This is a genomic window from Aegicerativicinus sediminis (assembly GCF_015476115.1).
In the GTDB taxonomy this organism is placed as follows: domain Bacteria; phylum Bacteroidota; class Bacteroidia; order Flavobacteriales; family Flavobacteriaceae; genus Aegicerativicinus; species Aegicerativicinus sediminis.
Window position 1 is genome coordinate 1,312,337 of record NZ_CP064295.1, and the last position, 20,865, is coordinate 1,333,201.

The following is a 20,865-nucleotide window of genomic DNA, read 5'->3' on the forward strand; positions in this document are numbered from 1 at the left end:
GTAAAGATTAGATTAAACATATATTTAGTGGACTTCCGCCCAATTATTTCCTGTCTTCAAGTCAACTTTTAGCTGAACTAAAAGCTTGGCTGCATTTTCCATATTTTCACGTACTAATTGTTCCATTTCCTGCTGCTCGGACTTGGGTGCTTCAAAAAGAAGTTCATCGTGCACTGTCAGCAGTAATTTAGCTTTTAGACCTTCTTTTTTTATTGCATCATCACATTTTACCATCGCCATCTTAATGATGTCTGCTGCAGTTCCTTGTATTGGAGTATTCATAGCAATGCGTTTTCCCGCTTCGCGCTCAGAGGTTTTATTAGAGGCCAATTGCGGAATGGGTCGCCTTCTGCCCAAATAGGTCTCGCTATATCCTAAATTGTCCGCCTGATCTATAAAAGAGTTCAGACAGTTTTTAACAGCTGGAAGCTTTTCAAAGTAGGCGTCTATTATCTTCTGAGCTTCTTCATGGGTGTGATGATTTCCAGTAATCCGCGTTAGGTCTGGGGCTAGGCCATATGCAGTCTTTCCGTAGATTAATCCAAAATTTATTGATTTGGCTATGTTACGCTGTTGGTCAGTGACCTGGTCGAATTTGACATTATAAATTTGTGACGCTGTTAACTTATGGAGGTCTTGGTTCAGTTCATATGCTTTAAGAAGGAAAGGGTCTTGGCTATAATGTGCCATAATCCTCAACTCGATCTGTGAATAGTCGGCACACACAAATAGCCACCCGTTTTTAGGTATGAACATTTGCCTGAATTCCCCCTCAATAGTTAGTAACCTGTCATCTGGATTTTTCGATTTTGGGTTTGGAATATTTTGCAGGTTAGGTTTACTGGAAGAAAAGCGTCCCGTATCTGTTCCAATCTGGTTAAACTGCGTATGTAGACGATTTGTTACTGGGTTTACCTTCTCTAGTTGTGTACAGAATTTTAAAAGCGCACAAACCTTTCTGTACTTTAATATGAAAGGAATAATTTCGTGCTGTTCTACCAGTTTTAAAAGGTGGATTTTGTCGACCGGATAATTACCGCTATTGTTTGATTTCTCAATTTTTGGCGTTATGCCAAGTGTCCCAAATAATAAGCCGCTGAGATCCTTGGTGCTGTTGATGTTGAAATCGCCTGTAGTAAATGTTGAAATTTGTTGTAATAGCTCATCCCTAAGTGATTCAAGCTCCACTTTACATTGGTTTCGTAATTTGGCATCTATACAGATCCCGACAAACTCCATTTTGGTGACCACTTCAACAAGTTTCCTTTCAAGGTCATAAGTTGCTTTCATAATATTTTGTTTTTTAATAGGTGGTAAAGTTGGAGGGTTATATCCGCGTCCTCAACAGCATATCTGGTAAGCCTTGCTGTGTCGACATCCTTAATATCTTTACCTTCACTCATCGTTTTATAGTCAATCATTTTATAGTTGAGGTGCTTAGATGCAATTTGTTTAAGCCCATGAGATTTAGAGGTGGGATCTATTACATAATCCAAAATCATGGTATCATGCACTTCTCCTTTAAGACGAATTCCTAATTTTTCGAAGAACTTAAGGTCAAATTTTGCGTTGTGCATCACCTTTGTAATGCTATCATCCTCGAGGTAATTTATAATTGGGGCAATTAGCTTATTACGCTTCACTATATTTTTTGGAAGAATAATGTTAAATCCGGTCTTAGGTTTAAACGATAATGCAAGACTCACAGGTTCATTGGTGTGAACGTCCAAACCATCCGTTTCAAAATCAAGTGCAAGTATTGGGTCGTCTATGGTGTTGAAATGTTTTTCCATCAGATTAATCATCCTAGTAATCTTGTTCTCTGTGTCTACTGTCCTATAGTCTGTGTTGATGTCGTCAATCGTAGAGTAGTTATCATGGTCGTCATCGCTTATAATTTCTATAAAGGATTTAGTGCCAGAAGGAACCTCTCTGTAGGGTAGGTTCTTATAATCCAGGAATTTTTTAACCTTTATTATAAAAGTCCTTCGTGAAGGTTTATACTTGGCATCTATATAGCCGCCAGTTACAAATTCCTTGTACAGCTCACCCTTATGATGTTTGTTTTTTTCAGCGGACTTAGAATCCAAATATTCCATTGTTTCAATGCCAATTTCCATTATGGCACGTCTCTCAGCAATATTTATCTGTGGAGGTGTCAATAATCCATGTCTGAGATAATGCATGATGCACTGGATCATGAACAAATCGAACAACGACCATTGTTTAGCGGTCCAATCCTCGAATAAATGATGGCCTAGATCATCATAAACCGTTCTGTCCTTGCCATAGTAGTCACTAAATTCGATTTGGTGCATTCGCCTCTCACTGGAATTTCCAGATGGAGCCTTAACAACATAGTTGGTAGTGATAACCGTTTTAGGCATATCCTCCATTTGAATAACAAACTCCTTCTCATATTTTTTGTGGACAGAAAAGCCATCGGTAATGCGCACAAAGAAATCTGAAATGTCTAAATCCGGCTTAGCGTCATTCACCAACATAATGTCAGTGGAATGATCTATTCTTTGAAATGCAAAATTGTACCTGCTATCAAAATCCTTACCTGAGATTGGAACCAAATTGCGTATTTTGGTAAGGCCATTAGTAAAAAGTGTTTTACCCCTGCCGCCCATGGCAGAGTTAAGCTCATTTATCCCTTCATCCATAAGTATTACCGCTTTCATTTGTGAAGGAACCTGATACCGAGATAGCAAATAACCTGTCGTATTTAACATGCAAACAAAACGTTTGATATCTCTATTCATAGCATTGAAAAGGAAAACTGTGAATGGGCAGGTAGAAAATAGACGAGGTTCTTTTATTTCAACAAATTTTCGTGGCAGTATATCGGTAGCAAGGATATGTCCCTTTAACTTTCTATACTTAATACATTTGATTTGATTGCCTCTTACCTCTAAAACGACATTTTTAAAAGGGATATAGACAGTGTCTGCTCTATCCTTCAAAAGTTTAATTGAAACTAAGGGAAGAAATTTAAGGTTGATCCAGCTGAACAACATCGGTGTTTTGTTCATCAGTTTGGTAAAAATTGAATCAACTGAAACACCTTCTATTTCTCCGTTTTCAGAATTTTCTTTAAACCATTTTTTTATTGTTTCGATGATTTCTGAATAGTCCTCAAAGAAATAAATAACTTTATCAATCACCCTAATCACTTGGGCCTTATTCTGGTACATGGTATATCGATAACCTAGCTCGGCTAAGAATTCAATGAAGTAATAAGTCGGAATCGTAATTATCCATTCACCTTTATCATTTTGGTCAACCACATAAGGACGCCATTGCATACGTTCAATCGAGAATTTTTTCTTTCTAACCATTTGTATCCTTATTATTGTGGTTAGAGAAGTATTCTTCAACATGTAAAGGATTGAACCTTATTGCTCCGTCGATGTTTACCGTCGGAAATTTTTTTCCATGCTTTTTCTTAACCTTATAGAAATGGGAGACCGAAATCCCCAGATACTGACATATTTCTGTAGCATCCATAAGATTTTGTGATCTTTCCCCCTGTGCTTGCGGTATCAGCTCACCCACCTTTTCGGCGGTGAGCTGCGCAACCTCAGCGCCAAAGCTCTCAAAAAACTTTGCAAGAAAATGGAGTGATTTTGCATCCATAAACAAAATGTTTAGAATGCGAATTTATTTAGGAGATAGGTCGTTTAATTTAACGCGTAATTATTTAAATAATATTGTACGATTTACGCGTTCCTTTTGGTGGAAAAGTTTTTGACCATGTTTTCGAAGAAAGTGCTTTCGTTGTACTGAGAATCATTCAATTTTTTCAATGCTAAACGATCACGGTAATAAGGAAACGCATTATATAAGGCATATGCAAATGGTTCTCTCGGTATTTCACGCCATTCATATTTGGACATAAATTGAGTTCGAACAGGTGGTAAAGTTTTTAGATATTTTTTATAGTCTATAATAGTCTTTTCAGCCTGTTTGCTAATATGGGATTTGTATTCTTTGTAGGTAATTGCCATATTTCTAGTGATTTTGCTTTTCCTGTCTATATGTAGATTCAATGTAATAGGCCTACGGTCTAAAGAGCTTTTCCAAAATGAATTTTTAAACATCGTATCTGCTTCCTGGGTGGTCAGATCTTCCGCCCAAATATTCAAAAATATACGTTTGAAGTTATCCGGTTTATACAGTAAAGGAATTCTGCTATCAATTGCCTTTCCATCAAAAATCTCGTCTCTAAGATATAATGGTACCTCATGTCGCTTCAAATCTAAAGCGCTACTAGCAATTGATGGAAAAATGTAATCGATGTGATGAAGAAGTTTATTTTTATTAGAGACTATAGTGTTTTCAAATACTTCATAATCTTCATGTGCATCGTTTTCCATATGTACCTTATACTGAAATTCAAGCCAATCAATCAAATAATTTTTACGGTTTTGATCCGTAAGGTATTTTTTGAGTGTATCGCATAAATAATATCTCTCGATGGGATTAAAGGTGTAGATATTCTCATCGAAATATTTTTTGGAAAGCTTTTCTTTGTTTAATAGTCGGTCAATGAAACCGAATATCTCACTTGCAGATTTTGGTGGGATATCGCTTTGCGTGATTTTGGTTCGACTTGGTTTTTCCTTTGGCATTGGTATCACTTTTGGGGCCACTTGGATTGAGCAGCCCAAACAAAATTAAAAAATAAGTAGGTTGACGAAAAGGGAAACTTTTGTAAGCTCTTTAGAGATGCGATGTACAGAATCTTCAGCGGTGCTCAACTTTTAGTAAATGATCATAACAAATTCATTTTATTATTATTTCTTGAAATAGGTGCAGATAGCGGGACTTCAATGATATCAAGGGTTTCCAGCAAAAGTTGAGCATATAGTCGAGCGGAATTAAAAAAGCCTTGATAACACATCTGATTATCAAGGCTTTACATCCGTTTATCGTGGTCCCACCTGGGCTCGAACCAGGGACCCTCTGATTATGAGTCAGATGCTCTAACCAACTGAGCTATGGGACCCAACCTTTAAAAAAGGTCTGCAATATTACTACATATTTTAGTTTCCCACAAGAAAACTACACTATTCCATTAAAGGAGTTTATTTAAGTAATTAAATTACCCTCATCATCCCATTGTGCAATGTCACCTCGTTTACTCTGATCTACACATTTTGTTAGCCAATCAGGATCATAAGCTACGCCGTGTTGTTGTAATACATCCTCAGGAACACCGTCCCAAACATTAGGAGTATTCCCTTTAAAATCGAGATCTTGCAATCCAATTTCAGAAGTATAATAGCCTGTTACCGTTAAATTTCTCATTAATCGGAAAAATGCAATCCCAGGCTTTACCTCATCAGAAGCATTTTCGTCATTAAAGGCAATTTCATCCAATAGTTGTTTCTGTTCGGTTTCAACCAAAGATTTAAATTCTTTCCCAAATATAGAATTAGCCCGGTGGTCCATCCACATTAATCCACCACGCATCGGCACCTGGTGGTAAGGCATATCTTTCACAATAAATTCAATAAAGTCAGGAACGCCCGCATCTACCGCACTGCCAAATTTTTCATTTGCTGGAAGAATGAGAGCCGCCAAAACCGTAATGGTTTCCATTTCATGATCGGTAAAGAAAGTTTCTTCCATCAAACGTTTATCACGTGCTTTCTCCTCCTCTGTGCGTCCATAATGATGCTCGTCAGTTTCTGGAGGGCTTATTACAGCCTCTTCTTTCTCTTTTGTTTCGCAACCTTGCAATGGAAGCGTTGCTGCGGCTGAACCAAGTACTATATATTTTAAACTGTCTCTTCGTTTCATCGCTTAAATATTTTGTTTTTTCAATTGATCCACTATATAATCAGATGCGCGCCATGATAAGGCTAAAATTGTCCAGGTCGGATTTTTATCGGCTTGTGAAACGAATGGTCCGGCATCAACTATAAATACATTATCTACATCGTGCATTTGGTTAAACTCATTTACCACTGACGTATTAGGATTGTCACCCATCCTGGTCGTACCTACTTCATGTATTATCTGTCCTGGATTCGTTAAACCATAATCGTTTTCTTTGGTTCCTTTATTCCAAAGTAGTTCGCCGCCCATGTTATGAATAATTTCTTCAAAGGTATCTTGCATGTGTTTTGCCTGCTTTCGCTCAAAATCGCTCCATTTGTAATGGAATCGCAATACTGGTATACCAAACTCGTCCGTTACATTAGGGTCTATCTCACAATAATTATCTTTTAGTGCAATTGCTTCTCCTCTTCCTGACATACCCACAGTAGCTCCATAGTATTTCTTCACATCTTGGCGAATGCTTTCTCCATAACCACCCGTTTTTATTCCAAAGAATCTATTGAGGGCGTTAAAGTCGAAACCAAAACCATAGCTCGGCATTCCTAAACCTCCCCAAACTTCGATATGATAACCTCTAGGGAAATCTAAATTTTTATTGTCTAACCACCAAGGCGAATATACATGCATACCGCCAACGCCGCTTTCATTATATGTTTTTCGATTCATGAGATCAGGAACAAAAGCTCCTAAATCTCCACCAGTGGAATCATGAAGGTATTTACCAACTATATCACTGCTATTTCCTAAGCCATTAGGATGGGCTTTGCTTTTTGAATTCAACAAAATCCTAGCCGAACTACAAGCGGAAGCGGCTAAGATGACTATTTTTCCTTTTAGTTTGTATTCTTTTCTGTCGTCCTTACTGATATAAGAAACTCCTGTTGCCTTACCTTCAGAATCAGTAGTTACCTCACGGACCATACAGTTTACGTAAAGCTTAACCTTTCCACCATTTTTCTGGGCTGGAAATATTAAGCAGGTCCCAGATGAAAAATCAGCATACACAGAACACGCTCTACTACACTGGCCACAATAAAAACAAATTCCTCTATCTTCATTAATTCGCTTTGTAAGCATCGACATCCGTGAAGGTATCACCGGAACATTCGATTTTTTTGCCCCTTTTATATAGAACAATTCATGGAGTCTGGGTTTTGGTGGCGGCAAGAAAAACCCATCAGGCTCATTCGGTAAGTTTTCTTTGGTCCCAAAAACCCCTATTAGTTTGTCTACTTTATCGTAATAAGGTTTCACGTCCTCATAACCAATTGGCCAATCTTCACCAAGCCCGTCAACACTTTTGTGCTTAAAATCTCTTTCGCTAAACCTAAGTGAAATACGTCCCCAGTGATTGGTTCTTCCCCCCAGCATACGAGAACGAAACCAATCGAATTTGGTGCCATCTTTCATGGTATATGGTTCACCGTCGATTTCCCAGCCACCATAGGCACTGTCGAAATCTCCGAAAGGTCTTACTGTCCCTGCTCCTCTTCGAGGCGATTCATAAGGCCATTTCAATTGGGTCATTTGTTTGGGGTCGGCGGGGTCGAAAAACGGTCCGGCTTCGACCACTGCTATATTTAAACCCGCTTCAGCCAACACTTTTGTTGCCATTCCTCCTCCGGCACCAGATCCTACAATAATTACATCATAGACTTCAGGCGATTCTTTTATTTGCATTAAATATGTAGTTAGGGTTAATCATTTATTTCTTGACACAGTTCTATTAAAACACCATTTGCAGATTTTGGGTGAACGAAGGCGACTAGTTTATTGTCTGCTCCTTTTTTTGGCTCTTTGTTTAACAACACAAATCCCTCTGCTTCCAAGCGGGCAAGTTCCTCCCTAATATCGTCGACAGCAAAGGCAATATGGTGTATTCCCTCGCCTTTTTTTTCAATAAATTTAGCGATTGGACTTTCGCTCTTTGTTGCCTCTAACAATTCAATCTTATTTGGTCCAGCTTTAAAAAAGGAGGTCAAAACCCCTTCTGCAACTACTTCCTCGGTTTTATAATGGGAAGTGCCCAGAAGCTTTTCATATAATTTATTGGATTCTTTAAGATTTGCAACGGCAATGCCTATATGCTCAATTTTTCCGAACATTAATGCTAAAGAGTGTTTTAGAATTTACTAAGTTAAAATAATTATTATCATAAATAACCCATATTTTTGTTTTATGGAAAGCCAAAGACAACAGAAAATATCCGGAGTTCTTCAAGAAGATTTGGCGGATGTATTGCAAGGTTCAGCCACGGCTGGTGGCCTAAAGGGCGTATTAATATCGGTAACAAAGGTTCATGTAACTGCAGATCTGTCGGTTGCCAAGGTCTATATAAGTATATTCCCCAACGATAAGGCAAAGGAATTATTCCAAGGCATTAAATCTAATACTCCTTTAATTAGACACGAATTGGCGCAACGCACCAAAAATCAATTACGACGGATGCCTCAATTGGAATTTTTTATTGATGATTCTTTAGAATATATAGATGGAATTGACAAATCCCTAAAACGCAACGAAAACCCAATTGAAAACAGGGATTTATTGGATAAACGTAAAAAATCCTGATTGAACGTTTCTCTTTATATTGCCAAAAGATACCTCTTCTCTAAGAGTAGCAACAATGCTATAAACATAATGACGGGCATTGCGGCAATAGGAACAGTAATTGCTTCTGCAGCCTTATTTATTGTTCTTTCTGGCTTTGCCGGTTTAAAAGATTTTAGCCTGGAATTTACATCCTTCGTAGATCCAGATTTAAGCATCTCCCCCAGCAAGGGTAAATCTTTTGAAGTTTCTGAAGATCAATTAGACAATTTAAAACGGCTCGAAGGTATCCAAGGTGTTTCTTTGATTGTGGCCGAAAAATCTATTCTAGAAGTTGAGAATAAACGACAAATTGTAACCCTTAAAGGAGTGGACAGCCTTTTTAATAACGTCACTGATGTCGATTCCCTTTTAATTGGCGGGTACTGGATGGAACCCTCCACTCCTCAAATTGTTGCAGGAGGAGGAATTGCAAATAGCCTTTCTTTTGGTGTTTTAGATTTCGCGAAGCGACTCACCATTTATGTTCCAAAACCGGGGAAAGGGCAATTCACATCTATGAAAGGAGCCTTCAGAACAGTACGGGTTAGCAACGTTGGGATTTTCGATATTAATGAGGAACTAAATAACTCAGTGGTCTATGCTAACATTGAAACCGTTCGTTATTTATTGAATTATGCGCCAAATACGGTAACCGAAATTGAATTGAAATTAGGATCGGGTTCAAACGAGGCAGAGCTTAGACAAGAAATTGCCTCAATTTTCACCGATAGTGTGCTAATTAAAAATAGGGCTCAGCTAAACGATGCGCTATACAAGATGCTCAATACTGAAAACATGGCCGTTTATCTCATATTCACATTAGTGATAATTATTGCCCTTTTCAATGTTATTGGTGCGTTGATTATGATGATCCTAGACAAGAAAGAATCTTTAAACACGCTTTTTAATCTAGGCCTGCCGGTAAAAAGTATTAAAAGAGTGTTTTTCCTGCAAGGAAGTCTAATGACAGTTTTAGGAGGTCTTTTTGGGGCTTTGTTAGGCTTGGTAATTGTAGTGCTTCAGCAACAATTCGATTTAGTAATGATTACACCTTCCCTGCCTTACCCAGTAGCCATTCAAGCGATTAATTTGGTGATAGTAATCGCGACAATTGTGGTTTTAGGTCTATTAGCCTCTAAAGTGGCTTCCACAAGAATTTCTGAAAATCTAGTAAAGACCTAACTGAATTCGTAATTGCCAAAAACCTCCAATATTTCATCTAAGGCTTTAAACACGTCTACCGATTCATCACTAGTCACCAATTTTGTACGATATTCCTTAAAATGAGGAATTCCCTTAAAGTAATTCGTGTAGTGTCTGCGCGTTTCAAAAACCCCCAGTTTCTCCCCTTTCCAATCTATTGACATCTGCAAATGCCGTCTTGCGGCATCCACACGTTCCTCAATGCCAACAGGGGAAAGATGTTCTCCGGTCTTAAAATAATGTTTAACCTCTTTAAAAAACCAAGGGTTGCCTATAGAAGCCCTGCCAATCATTGCCCCGTCCAATCCATAATCGTCTCGCATTTCCACTGCTCTTTCTGGGGAATCAACATCACCATTTCCAAAAACAGGGATATGCATTCTATGGTTATTCTTAACCTCAGCAATCGGTCTCCAATCAGCTTCTCCTTTATACATTTGAGCCCTTGTTCTGCCGTGAATGGAGATAGCCTTACAACCGACATCCTGCAAACGTTCTGCAACTTCAACAATTCGAATGGAATTATGGTCCCACCCCAATCTAGTTTTTACTGTAACTGGCAAGTGGGTGCGCTTCACCATTTCCTTGGTAAGAGACACCATTAAATCGATATCTTTAAGAATTCCCGCTCCTGCCCCTTTACAGACCACCTTCTTAACAGGACATCCAAAATTAATATCAATAATATCAGGCTTTGATTCTTGGACAATATCTACAGTTTGTAACATACTGTCTAAGTTGGCGCCGAAAATCTGAATCCCCACAGGCCTCTCCTTTTCGTAGATGTCAAGCTTCATGACGCTTTTTGCCGCATCACGAATAAGACCTTCGCTCGATATGAACTCGGTATAAACGACATCAGCGCCCTGTTCCTTGCACAAAGCACGGAATGGTGGATCACTTACATCCTCCATTGGCGCAAGCAATAATGGAAAATCGGGAAGTTCTATGTTGTCTATTTTTACCAAACCTATTTGTTAGAATTGAATGGTTCCGGAGATTGTATCTGTATCTCGCGTTGCTTTAAAAGTAGTAGAATCACCTTCTTTAAAAGCAGATAATGCTCTCATATAGCTCATCATATCGACAATGCTACTATCGCCCAACTTAACAACAATATCTCCTTTTTGTAGTCCGGCTTTTTGGCCCGGCCTACCTTCAGTAACACCATCTATGCGCATGCCCTTGCCATCAAATAAATAATCTGGAATAACTCCTAAACCAACCTTAAATCTTGGCACTTCTTCACTTTCATTTTTGGTGGCCTTAAAAGCTAATTTTCCTGCCTTATCCAATTCAGAAATTACATTAAAAATATATTCAGAAATCATTTCCATGCCTTCATAATTTAATAGATTGGAGTCGTCTGAAGGCTTATGGTAATCTTCATGCTGGCCTGTAAAAAAATGCAGCACGGGAATATTGATGTTATAAAAGGAAGTATGATCTGAAGGACCAATCCCAGATTCATGTTCAATTATTTTGAAATTTGTATTTCTACTGTTTATCGCTTGCTTAAAACGTGCGGAAGTCCCAGTTCCATAAACCGCCAATGTACTATCTGCCTTAAGCCTTCCGACCATATCCATATTAATCATATAATTAAGCTGTTCAACGGGATGCGTGCTATTTTTTGCGAAAAAATTAGATCCCAAAAGGCCCATTTCCTCTGCCGAAAATGCAATGAAGAGATAGTTGTTTTTCTTATGGTTTCCTTTTAGCCTTTGAACCAAATCTAGCATTACCGCAACTCCGCTAGCATTATCATCTGCCCCATTATGGATTTCTTGGGTTTCTCCTCTATAAAGAGATCCCTCGGCGCCAAGCCCTAAATGATCGTAATGCGCCCCTATAACAACAGTGTTTTTTGACCCGTTATCCATAAATCCAATAACGTTTCTGCCAGACACCACACTATCCCCATCTTTTATAGTATACTGTATTTCTTGATGGGGGTCCGTTTTCGGTTTGAAACTAAACGTTTGAAAATAACCTACGTCTCCAGCAGGTTCAAGGCCTAATTCTTTAAAGCGTTCAGCCACGTAATCTCCAGCGGAAATTTCACCTTCCGTGCCCACTTGTCTTCCGGCAAAAGCATCATCAGCCAAAATTTCAACATCTTCTTTAATTAGGTTGGTATAGGTTTTTTCTTGTTTACATGAAACAATTAGTCCTAAAAAAAATAAAGTGAGAGCTAGCCTCATTTTCAAATAAATTTAATTTTGTGCAAAATTACACAAATAATGCTATTTACAGTATATAACCAACTCTCTAACAACAGTGCGACCAGGTCAACATCCAAAACCACTGTATTAATTTTAATGACTCTTGTTCTATTTTCTAGTTGTAAAAACAATTCTGATTCGGAACAGCCAGATTCTTCTATCGAAAACAGACAAGAGCAAATTGAGAAATTAAAAGACTCTCTTATATATCCTGAAGAGACCCATTTTAAATCTATCGAACAAATTACATTTGGCGGAGATAATGCCGAGGCTTATTGGAGTTTTGATGACAAACAAATTGTTTTCCAGTCTAATAATACCAATTGGAGTGTAGAATGCGACCAGATGTTTTTAATGAATGTTGGTGAAACGTTTAAAGACACTGTGCCTCCAATGATAAGTACAGGGATGGGAAGAACTACCTGTGCGTATTTTTTACCTGACAACAAACATATTGTATATGCTTCTACACATTTAGGAGGAGAAAAATGCCCAGATGCACCATTGCGAAAAAACGGAAAATATGTCTGGCCTATTTATGATAGTTATGACATATTTGTTGCCGATTTGGAAGGCAACATTACTGGCCAACTCACCAATGAACCTGGTTATGATGCAGAAGCCACAGTTTCTCCAAAAGGCGATAAAATTGTATTTACTTCCACTCGAAGTGGTGATATTGAATTATATACCATGAATTTGGATGGCAGTGATGTAAAACAGATTACAAACGAATTGGGTTATGATGGAGGTGCATTTTTCTCTCCAGACGGGACCAAAATTATTTTTAGGGCATCCCGTCCAAAAACGGAAGAGCAAATTACAGAGTACAAAAAATTATTGTCTGAAGGATTGGTGCAGCCAACTGAAATGGAGCTTTTTATTTGCAATGCAGACGGATCAGGTTTAAGGCAATTGACCTTTTTAGGCAATGCCAATTGGAGTCCATTTTTTCATCCTTCTGGAAAGAAGATCTTGTTCTCCTCAAATTTTGAAGCCGAACGAGGATTCCCGTTTAACCTTTATATGATTGATCTAGATGGGAAAAACTTGGAACGCATAACACACGGAGAAACGTTTGATGCCTTCCCGGTATTTTCCAATGATGGTAAAAAATTGATTTTCTCCTCAAACCGAAACAACGGTGGTGGCCGAGATACCAACCTGTTTATAGCGGAGTGGGTGGATTAACCCTATTCCTTGATTTTGTCTAATCGTTTTTGTTCATCCGATTTTTCAGGTACTTCCTTAGCGTTCAATCCTGTGTTTCCAAAGTTGTATCTAAAACCCACTTTAACATAGCGAGTATCTTGGTCATGGGTAAATTTAGTATCCTGATTTAAATACCTAGTTACCCAACGATAATCTTCAGTATTGAATAAATCCCCAACCTCCAAAGACAATATGCCTTTGCCATTAAGAAGCTTTTTAGATATACTTATATTTGAAAGTAGACGTGCATCAACTGTAGAGAAACTTGTAATTGCCTTTGAATAATAAGTGATCGAAGCACTTAGATTTAGGCTCCTATCTTTTAATAATGCCCATGTTGTGTTTGCTATGCTGAGATTCGACCATTGTTCTATATTGGCTCTGTTTCCAGCTAGAATAATATCTTCATTGATATTGTAAAAAGAGGTGATTAGAGAAAGGTAGCCCCTATCGCCAATACTGGACATAAAATAAAAGTCAAGACCAATATCTCTATGAGATCCTATATTCAAAGGAGTATATATAGTTGATTTAGAAGCATTGTCTTGAAGAGGTAATTCGTAATATCTTCCTTTTTCTTTTGTGTAGTATGCTTCAATTATAAAATATTCTAGGAAAGAAATTCCAACGTCTAATCTATCCACAAAAGCTGGTCTAAGGTTTGGATTGCCTGTTGCTATGGTGTTTTCATTTAGATAAATTGAAAATGGATTTAGTAATTCATAACTTGGTCTATCTATGCTCTTTTTATAATTACCGTATATGGAGGTGTTATCAGATATTTGATACGATATGCTTGCATTCGGGAAAAGTTTAAAATAGTCTTGATCTGTGTTTTCAGCTGTATTTTCAGAAACTCCTTTCACCACCGTCTGCTCTGCTCTTAGACCAAGGTTTAGTTCTAATTTATCCCAATCCTTTGAGTAATTAAGATAGCCTGCCAATACAGTTTCGTTATAATCAAAAGCGTTTGAAAAATTAGTGTTGTATTCAGGTAGGCCGTTGATCTCGTCGAACCTATCTATGTAACTATCGGTACTTATAAAGCTTGCCTTTCCTCCTAGCTCCCATACCCCAATTTCTGAAGCCTTGCTTGTGTAATCTAGACCAGATGTAATAATATAAGTTTGTTGATTTGCGTCTGAATAGAACGCGCTTGAATCAAAAACTGAATTTGAAGTGTTGATATAGTCATTATCTACATCCTGAAAATCATCGTAGTTATAATATGTAAAATGATTGTTGAAGGATAATTTAGAGTCGTTTTCAAATTGAACCCGATAATTGGCATCAACGCTTGCCGTTAGTTTATCTCTGTCTGAATTATTGATGGTATTCAAGCCATAAATGTAGTCACCGTTAGGATTATAAACATCACTTTTGCTATCAATAATATAAACGTCGGCCGGCGTATAGGAAGCATTTGCAGAAACTAGAATTTGGTTTCTATCATTAAAATTATAATTAAAATTGGTGTTTGCATTATGGGTTTTCGACCAGCGTGTTCTATTGAAGTCTGAAAACCAAATTTCCTCTAACCCATCATTCAAGTCCCGATAATTAATCAAATAGTTATTATCTGTATTTATTTTATTCTGATTGTAGCTGTAGGCTACATTAAATTCGGTTTTTTCACCTTTAAAAAAATGACTGGTTCCCGCATTGTATCTCGGGTATACTCCTTGTGTATAATTTACAAATACATTACCACTGTATCCCGGATTTAAATTCTTTCCCATAACAATATTAACCACCGTACCGCTGCTTGCATCAAAGCTTGCGGGAGGGTTTGTTATTATCTCAATATTAGAAATACTATTGGCGGGCGTATTTTCAAGAAATTCAGTTAGCTCTTGGTTAGACAAATGCACCTTTCTGCCGTTTATATATACCTCCGTCGCGTTATTTTTTACGGTAATGTTTCCTCCAATTACCAATAAACTTGGAGTAGATTTTAAAACATTTAATGTTGAACCTTCAATTAATGCTGTATTGGCAACATTAAAGGTTAGTCTATCTGCTTCTTTTGTTATAGTTGGCCTCTTTACGATAATATTTACCTCGTCCAAAGCCTCTGTGATTTCCGATAATTGAATAACGCCCATCTCTATTTGCCTATCAACAGTAATTGGGAAATTTTCCTCTTGGTAGCCAATAAAACTTACATTGACTATATAGCTTCCTTCAGGAATATTGCTGATTAAATAAAAACCGTTCTCATCTGATGTTGTGCCGGTTAAAATGGAATCATCCCCAGCTTGCTTTAATACAACGTTAGCGTAGCTTAAGCCTTTTTCGTTTTCATCAACAACAAATCCAGAAATTTGAAAATTTTGGGAATAGACTGCTGTTGAAAAAAAGAATAGGATTAGGAAATATCGGATATAGGTTTGGGTCAATTCACAATATTTAATATTGCAATATACTATTTGTTTTTATACCATCATTACGGAAAAACCATAAGCCGGCCCTAGTGAAATATTGATGGATTTAAATCCACAACCTTATAATTCCATTATATTTGCAATCTATTTATTCGGAGCTTCTTAATGAAACAAAACCATATACGTAACTTCTGCATAATTGCCCATATAGACCACGGTAAAAGTACCTTGGCAGATCGCTTATTAGACTTCACCGGTTCTGTAACGGATAGGGAAAAACAAGATCAGTTGTTAGATAGCATGGATCTTGAAAGGGAACGGGGCATTACTATAAAAAGTCACGCAATCCAAATGGAATATGTCTATAAAGGCGAAACCTATGTTTTAAACCTTATTGACACTCCTGGTCACGTGGATTTTTCTTATGAAGTGTCTCGATCTATTGCGGCCTGCGAAGGTGCATTATTGGTAGTTGACGCCGCACAAAGCATTCAGGCACAGACGATATCAAATCTCTATTTGGCCCTCGAAAATGATTTGGAAATAATTCCTGTATTAAATAAAGTTGACCTTCCTAGCGCGAATCCAGAGGAAGTTACCGACGATATAGTTGATCTATTGGGTTGTGACCGATCTGATATTATTCCCGCTAGTGCAAAAACTGGATTAGGTATTGAAGAAATTTTAGAAGCAATTATCGAGCGTGTTCCTGCCCCATCAGGAGATCCTGAGAAACCGCTACAAGCGCTTGTTTTTGATTCTCTTTACAATCCATTCCGCGGGGTTGAAACCTATTTTAGGGTTATTGACGGCTCTATTAAGAAAAACCAATTGGTAAAATTCATTGCTACTGGTAAATCCTATAATGCTGATGAGGTGGGTACTTTAAAACTAAAGCAACTACCTAAAAACGAAATTAAGGCAGGGGATGTTGGTTACCTTATTACAGGAATTAAAGAAGCGAAGGAAGTTAAAGTTGGTGATACCATCACTGACGCAAAAAACCCAACAACAAACGCTATTTCCGGTTTCGAAGATGTAAAACCTATGGTTTTTGCTGGAATTTATCCCGTAGATACCGAAGATTACGAAGAATTGAGGGCCTCTATGGAGAAACTTCAATTAAATGATGCTTCATTAGTTTTTACACCTGAAAGTTCCGCGGCCCTAGGCTTTGGGTTTAGGTGTGGATTTCTCGGTATGCTTCATATGGAAATTATCCAAGAGCGTCTGGAGCGTGAATTCAATATGACAGTAATTACAACCGTTCCTAACGTATCTTACTTTGCATACACCAAGAAAAATCCAGATGAGAAAATAATAGTAAACAACCCAACCGATCTACCCGATCCTTCGTCTATGGATCGTGTTGAGGAACCTTTTATTAAGGCAACTATTATAACCAAAGCAGAATATGTTGGTAATGTTATGTCGCTCTGTATTGATAAACGGGGTGTTATTACAAACCAAACTTATTTAACCACAGATCGGGTTGAATTGAGCTTCGATATGCCGTTGGCAGAAATTGTATTCGATTTTTATGACCGTTTAAAAACGGTTTCCCGCGGTTATGCCTCTTTCGATTATCACCCTATAGGAATGCGGTCTTCTAAATTGGTAAGGGTGGATATTCTTTTAAATGCCCAACCAGTTGATGCTCTTTCCGCTTTAATTCATACCGACAACGCCTATGCCATAGGTAAAAAGATGTGTGAAAAGTTAAAGGAACTTATCCCAAGGCAGCAGTTTGAAATTCCTATTCAGGCTGCAATTGGAGCAAAAATTATTGCTCGCGAAACAATTAAGGCCCTTAGAAAAGATGTTACCGCCAAATGTTATGGAGGGGACATTTCTAGAAAACGTAAACTTCTTGAAAAACAGAAAAAAGGTAAAAAGCGTATGCGCCAAGTTGGAAATGTGGAAATTCCCCAGCAGGCTTTTATGGCTGTATTGAAGTTGAACGATTAATCCATTTTTCCTATGCGATTTTCAAGCTTTACAATGGTATTATTTTTTGCCATGACCCTAAACTTGATGTCTTGTGGTTCTAAACCTGAACAAAAATATCCTTTCCAAACTGAAAGAAATACGATAAACAACCTGTTAACTTCTTGGCACAATGCGGCATCAAGGGCGAATTTTGACGATTACTTTAGTTTAATCGCTGAGGATGGCATGTATATAGGCACGGACGAAGACGAGGTTTGGACTAAGAAAGAGTTTGCGGCATTTGCCAAACCATATTTTGACAAGGGTCGTGCATGGGAATTTAAAGCCATTAAAAGAAATATTTATTTCTCAGGAAATCCAAAAACCGCATGGTTTGATGAAACCTTAAATAGTTGGATGGGGATTTGCAGGGGATCTGGTGTAGTGAAATATGATGAATCCTCTAAAAGTTATAAAATTCAACATTACGTGCTATCCTTAACAGTACCTAATGAGGTGATTCGTGATGTAATGGAGGTTATTGAAAAGAATTAATCTTCTTCGTCTTCTTGGTGATTTGCTGATTCCATATCCAATGGTTTTCCTAAATACACCAAAATCCAACCTTCGGCAATTTCAAACCCTGGATCTTCATCTGAAGAAATGATATGTAACTCTCCTTCCAAATCCTTAAGAAATAACGGTATCGTATGCTTTTGGTCGCCTGTTAACCTCAGAAGTTTCTTGTAATGATCTAGGGATTTAACCTCTATTTCGTTTATAGAGGAGTATTTTCTAGCTGCCTCAGTAAGGGTGATGTAATCTGCTGATTGACAAAATAACCCTTCCTTGGGCACCTCAGCAGAACCAGACATTTCATCCGTTGTCAATAGTCTAAAAGATCCGTGTTCGCCGAACTGTTCGCCAAACTTCATAATAGAATAATTATTAATGTCCGAGTTGGCTGTCATGGCCATTAAGTAACCGACATCGCTCAATTCAATATTGTCTAAAAGGGTATCTGAATAAATGTCCACATTCATCGCTTCCAAACCGAGTTCTTTTGCTTTAGAAACATTCGTTTGATTACTGTCAATGAGTACCACATGTCGGTTTTCTGTATATAGATAATGGGCAATGAGCCGTGCCATTTTGGAAGCTCCAATTATTAAAATACCTTCTGATTTTTGCAGGAAAACACCGACAAGCTTGGAAAATGCACGAGCTGTTGTTGCATTAAGCAATACAGTGCCTAATACAACCATAAATACTAAAGGGGTAACGTACTCCGCGCCTTCAATTCCATTTTTAACCAATTTACTGCCAAAAAGGGAAGCGATACCCGCAGCAACTATACCTCGCGGACCTACCCAGCTGATGAATAGCTTTTCCCTGAATTTTAGGTTTGAACCATAGGTGCTTACGAAAACAGCCAATGGTCTCAACAGCAAAACTATCACTAAAAACAGTATGGCAGTATTCCAATTATAAATCAAATAGAGATCAGACATATTGATGTTAGCTGCCAGAAGGATAAATAAAATGGAAATTAAAAGAACGCTCAAAGACTCCTTGAAATATAGAAGCTCCTTTATATTCTCAAGCTTTCCATTACCTAATACCATACCCATCACCACCACCGCAAGAAGACCAGATTCGTGGGCAAAAATTTCAGATTCCACAAAAACTAATAGTACTACGGAAAGGGAAACCACATTTAAAAGATAATGGGGTATAAGTCGTTTATTAATGGCAAAGGCCAATGCATGGGCAAAAGTAAAGCCGAAGGTAACACCAAATAACAGGATTTTACCAAACTCAACAAATGCTGTTTTTGTAAAGCCACGATCCCCTTCAACGCTAATAAATTCAAAAACCAAAACCGCCACCAAGGCACCAATAGGGTCAATTAAAATTCCTTCCCATTTCAATATGGTTGAAACATCTTTTTTTAAGGGAATATTTCTAAGAATGGGCGTAATTACTGTTGGACCAGTAACAATGATCAGTGCAGCAAAAAGAAAGGAAATTTCCCAATTAAGTCCGAATATATAATGGGCCAATGCCCCACCACCAAAAAAAGTGATTGCCGCACCAACAGTTATTAATTTTGTAATCGCAGGTCCGACGTTCTTTATTTCGTTTCGTTTTAAAGTAAGTCCGCCTTCAAATAAAATAATACTAATAGCTAAAGAAACGAAATGGTATAAGCCTTCGTCCGGAAAAAATCCTTGTTTACCGTTCCAAACTGGTTCAATCCACTTACTGCCATCTTTAGATAAAAACTCTGCGGCTATAGGACCAACAAGAAGGCCAATTAATATTAAAGGTAATATGGCAGGAATTTTCATTTTCCAAGCCATCCATTGGGCCAAAATTCCTAAAATAATAATACCGGATAGTTCTAGCATAGGAGAATTTGTCTTCGATTGATAAATATAGAAGTTTATTCATAACTGACTAGTATTTTTTGATTTTCCCAACCAAAAACATTGTTCTTATCGGTGAGCTGGGTTAGAGTTATATAAAAACCTTAACATTTTTCATAAGATTTTCCTAACCCCAAATTGAATTTCGGGTTGTTTTAATAAATTGCGCCTTCCCTATGAGACTGTACCCAATTGAAGCCGGGAATTTTAAGCTAGATGGAGGAGCCATGTTTGGTGTGGTGCCAAAATCTATTTGGAATAGAACCAATCCCGCAGATAGCAATAATATGATCGACATGGCCGCGAGATGTCTTCTCGTTGAAGATGGTGACCGGCTTATCCTTATCGATACGGGAATGGGCAATAAACAAAGCGAGAAATTCTTTGGTTACTACTATCTCTGGGGAGACCACAGTCTTGACAAATCCCTTCAAGATATTGGGTTCAGCCGAGACGATATTACAGATGTTTTTCTTACTCATTTACATTTCGATCATTGTGGGGGTTGCATTGAATACAATAAAGACAGGTCTATATTAATTCCTGCTTTTAAAAATGCGACTTATTGGTCTAATGCCGATCATTGGCAATGGGCGGTGGAGCCTAACAAAAGGGAAAAAGCTTCCTTCTTGCGAGAAAACATTCAACCCATCAAAGAATCAGGTCAATTGCAATTTATAGACATCAAAAATTCAACCCCCTTTGAGGAATCACCCTTAGGGTTCAAGGTCTTTTTTGCAAGTGGACATACAGAAAAACAAATGATCCCTATCATCGAATACAACGGGATGACCATTTGCTTTGTGGCAGATTTAATCCCTACGGCAGGTCACCTTCCCTTGCCTTATGTAATGGGATATGATACCAGACCCCTTTTAACTTTAGATGAGAAAGAGCTTTTTTTAAATTTAGCCGCAAACAATAATTATTATCTCTTTTTAGAACATGATCCCAATAACCAAATCATTACAGTTCAACAAACTGAAAAAGGCGTAAGATTAAACGAAAGTTTAAGCTGTAATGATATTTTCAAATAAT

General features: G+C 37.8%; 17 protein-coding genes and 1 tRNA gene. 6 read left to right on the forward strand and 12 right to left on the reverse strand.

What is annotated here, in order from left to right; genetic code table 11:
- Positions 1 to 24: 24 nt before the first annotated feature.
- From ISU00_RS05610 to mce, 8 genes are all read right to left on the reverse strand, one after another.
- The gene (locus ISU00_RS05610; RefSeq protein ID WP_228853068.1) at positions 25 to 1,290 is read right to left on the reverse strand and encodes a DNA polymerase; all 1,266 of its coding nucleotides are present in this window, start codon (positions 1,288 to 1,290) and stop codon (positions 25 to 27) included.
- A complete protein-coding gene (locus ISU00_RS05615) occupies positions 1,287 to 3,344 on the reverse strand; it encodes a 3'-5' exonuclease family protein (RefSeq protein ID WP_228853069.1) in 2,058 nt (685 codons plus the stop codon). The genes ISU00_RS05610 and ISU00_RS05615 overlap by 4 nt, the downstream gene beginning before the upstream one ends.
- Positions 3,337 to 3,642 carry a hypothetical protein gene (locus ISU00_RS05620; RefSeq protein WP_228853070.1) on the reverse strand — a complete coding sequence of 102 codons (306 nt, stop codon included), beginning with the start codon at positions 3,640 to 3,642 and terminating at the stop codon, positions 3,337 to 3,339. Before ISU00_RS05620 ends, ISU00_RS05615 begins: the two co-directional genes overlap by 8 nt.
- An 83-nt stretch (positions 3,643 to 3,725) precedes the next feature.
- On the reverse strand, positions 3,726 to 4,637 hold the full coding sequence (locus ISU00_RS05625) for a hypothetical protein (protein WP_228853071.1): 912 nt from the start codon (positions 4,635 to 4,637) through the stop codon (positions 3,726 to 3,728).
- Positions 4,638 to 4,940: 303 nt separating this feature from the next.
- Positions 4,941 to 5,014: transfer RNA gene (locus tag ISU00_RS05630), tRNA-Ile, on the reverse strand.
- An 83-nt stretch (positions 5,015 to 5,097) separates the two neighbouring features.
- Positions 5,098 to 5,811 (reverse strand): gluconate 2-dehydrogenase subunit 3 family protein, encoded by a 714-nt coding sequence (locus ISU00_RS05635; protein ID WP_228853072.1) that lies wholly within the window; start codon positions 5,809 to 5,811, stop codon positions 5,098 to 5,100.
- A 3-nt stretch (positions 5,812 to 5,814) separates the two neighbouring features.
- Entirely contained in the window at positions 5,815 to 7,533 is a 1,719-nt protein-coding gene (locus ISU00_RS05640) for a GMC family oxidoreductase (protein WP_228853073.1), read from the reverse strand.
- Positions 7,534 to 7,550: 17 nt separating this feature from the next.
- Positions 7,551 to 7,958 carry a methylmalonyl-CoA epimerase gene (gene mce / locus ISU00_RS05645; RefSeq protein WP_228853074.1) on the reverse strand — a complete coding sequence of 136 codons (408 nt, stop codon included), beginning with the start codon at positions 7,956 to 7,958 and terminating at the stop codon, positions 7,551 to 7,553.
- A gap of 73 nt (positions 7,959 to 8,031) precedes the next feature.
- Between mce and rbfA the strand changes: the two genes are divergently transcribed.
- Both rbfA and ISU00_RS05655 read left to right on the forward strand, forming a co-directional pair.
- A complete protein-coding gene (gene rbfA, locus ISU00_RS05650) occupies positions 8,032 to 8,424 on the forward strand; it encodes a 30S ribosome-binding factor RbfA (RefSeq protein ID WP_228853075.1) in 393 nt (130 codons plus the stop codon).
- The gene (locus ISU00_RS05655) at positions 8,425 to 9,627 is read left to right on the forward strand and encodes an ABC transporter permease (RefSeq protein WP_228853076.1); all 1,203 of its coding nucleotides are present in this window, start codon (positions 8,425 to 8,427) and stop codon (positions 9,625 to 9,627) included.
- Here ISU00_RS05655 and dusB read toward each other — a convergent pair.
- Positions 9,624 to 10,616, reverse strand: coding sequence for a tRNA dihydrouridine synthase DusB (gene dusB / locus ISU00_RS05660; RefSeq protein ID WP_228853077.1), 993 nt, complete (start codon positions 10,614 to 10,616; stop codon positions 9,624 to 9,626). The genes ISU00_RS05655 and dusB overlap by 4 nt on opposite strands.
- Before the next feature lie 9 nt (positions 10,617 to 10,625).
- Positions 10,626 to 11,852, reverse strand: a complete 1,227-nt coding sequence (locus ISU00_RS05665) for a M28 family peptidase (RefSeq protein WP_228853078.1) — start codon at positions 11,850 to 11,852, stop codon at positions 10,626 to 10,628.
- Positions 11,853 to 11,969: 117 nt separating this feature from the next.
- Between ISU00_RS05665 and ISU00_RS05670 the strand changes: the two genes are divergently transcribed.
- Positions 11,970 to 13,064: a TolB family protein gene (locus tag ISU00_RS05670; protein WP_394368535.1), complete on the forward strand. Its 1,095-nt coding sequence runs from the start codon at positions 11,970 to 11,972 to the stop codon at positions 13,062 to 13,064.
- Positions 13,065 to 13,066: 2 nt separating this feature from the next.
- On the opposite strand, the gene ISU00_RS05675 is transcribed toward ISU00_RS05670, so the two are convergent.
- Complete coding sequence (locus tag ISU00_RS05675) at positions 13,067 to 15,484, reverse strand: TonB-dependent receptor domain-containing protein (RefSeq protein ID WP_228853080.1); 2,418 nt, start codon at positions 15,482 to 15,484, stop codon at positions 13,067 to 13,069.
- Positions 15,485 to 15,634: 150 nt separating this feature from the next.
- Here ISU00_RS05675 and lepA point away from each other — a divergent pair, with 150 nt between their 5' ends.
- Together lepA and ISU00_RS05685 are read left to right on the forward strand one after the other, a co-directional pair.
- On the forward strand, positions 15,635 to 17,437 hold the full coding sequence (gene lepA / locus ISU00_RS05680; protein WP_228853081.1) for a translation elongation factor 4: 1,803 nt from the start codon (positions 15,635 to 15,637) through the stop codon (positions 17,435 to 17,437).
- A gap of 12 nt (positions 17,438 to 17,449) precedes the next feature.
- Positions 17,450 to 17,953, forward strand: a complete 504-nt coding sequence (locus tag ISU00_RS05685) for a nuclear transport factor 2 family protein (protein ID WP_228853082.1) — start codon at positions 17,450 to 17,452, stop codon at positions 17,951 to 17,953.
- Here ISU00_RS05685 and ISU00_RS05690 read toward each other — a convergent pair.
- Positions 17,950 to 19,809, reverse strand: coding sequence for a cation:proton antiporter (locus ISU00_RS05690; RefSeq protein WP_228853083.1), 1,860 nt, complete (start codon positions 19,807 to 19,809; stop codon positions 17,950 to 17,952). The genes ISU00_RS05685 and ISU00_RS05690 overlap by 4 nt on opposite strands.
- A 194-nt stretch (positions 19,810 to 20,003) precedes the next feature.
- On the opposite strand from ISU00_RS05690, the gene ISU00_RS05695 reads away from it, so the two are divergent.
- The gene (locus tag ISU00_RS05695) at positions 20,004 to 20,864 is read left to right on the forward strand and encodes an MBL fold metallo-hydrolase (protein WP_228853084.1); all 861 of its coding nucleotides are present in this window, start codon (positions 20,004 to 20,006) and stop codon (positions 20,862 to 20,864) included.
- The last annotated feature ends 1 nt before the right edge of the window (position 20,865 follow it).

Excerpts from the sequence above, each read along its gene's own strand:
- ISU00_RS05610 (WP_228853068.1), bottom strand. The coding sequence starts at position 1,290 with ATGAAAGCAACTTATGACCTTGAAAGGAAACTTGTTGAAGTGGTCACC.
- ISU00_RS05685 (WP_228853082.1), top strand. The coding sequence starts at position 17,450 with ATGCGATTTTCAAGCTTTACAATGGTATTATTTTTTGCCATGACCCTA.
- lepA (WP_228853081.1), top strand. The coding sequence starts at position 15,635 with ATGAAACAAAACCATATACGTAACTTCTGCATAATTGCCCATATAGAC.
- ISU00_RS05690 (WP_228853083.1), bottom strand. The coding sequence starts at position 19,809 with ATGCTAGAACTATCCGGTATTATTATTTTAGGAATTTTGGCCCAATGG.
- mce (WP_228853074.1), bottom strand. The coding sequence starts at position 7,958 with ATGTTCGGAAAAATTGAGCATATAGGCATTGCCGTTGCAAATCTTAAA.
- ISU00_RS05625 (WP_228853071.1), bottom strand. The coding sequence starts at position 4,637 with ATGCCAAAGGAAAAACCAAGTCGAACCAAAATCACGCAAAGCGATATC.
- ISU00_RS05640 (WP_228853073.1), bottom strand. The coding sequence starts at position 7,533 with ATGCAAATAAAAGAATCGCCTGAAGTCTATGATGTAATTATTGTAGGA.
- ISU00_RS05670 (WP_394368535.1), top strand. The coding sequence starts at position 11,970 with ATGACTCTTGTTCTATTTTCTAGTTGTAAAAACAATTCTGATTCGGAA.
- rbfA (WP_228853075.1), top strand. The coding sequence starts at position 8,032 with ATGGAAAGCCAAAGACAACAGAAAATATCCGGAGTTCTTCAAGAAGAT.
- ISU00_RS05620 (WP_228853070.1), bottom strand. The coding sequence starts at position 3,642 with ATGGATGCAAAATCACTCCATTTTCTTGCAAAGTTTTTTGAGAGCTTT.
- ISU00_RS05615 (WP_228853069.1), bottom strand. The coding sequence starts at position 3,344 with ATGGTTAGAAAGAAAAAATTCTCGATTGAACGTATGCAATGGCGTCCT.
- ISU00_RS05665 (WP_228853078.1), bottom strand. The coding sequence starts at position 11,852 with ATGAGGCTAGCTCTCACTTTATTTTTTTTAGGACTAATTGTTTCATGT.
- ISU00_RS05695 (WP_228853084.1), top strand. The coding sequence starts at position 20,004 with ATGAGACTGTACCCAATTGAAGCCGGGAATTTTAAGCTAGATGGAGGA.
- ISU00_RS05635 (WP_228853072.1), bottom strand. The coding sequence starts at position 5,811 with ATGAAACGAAGAGACAGTTTAAAATATATAGTACTTGGTTCAGCCGCA.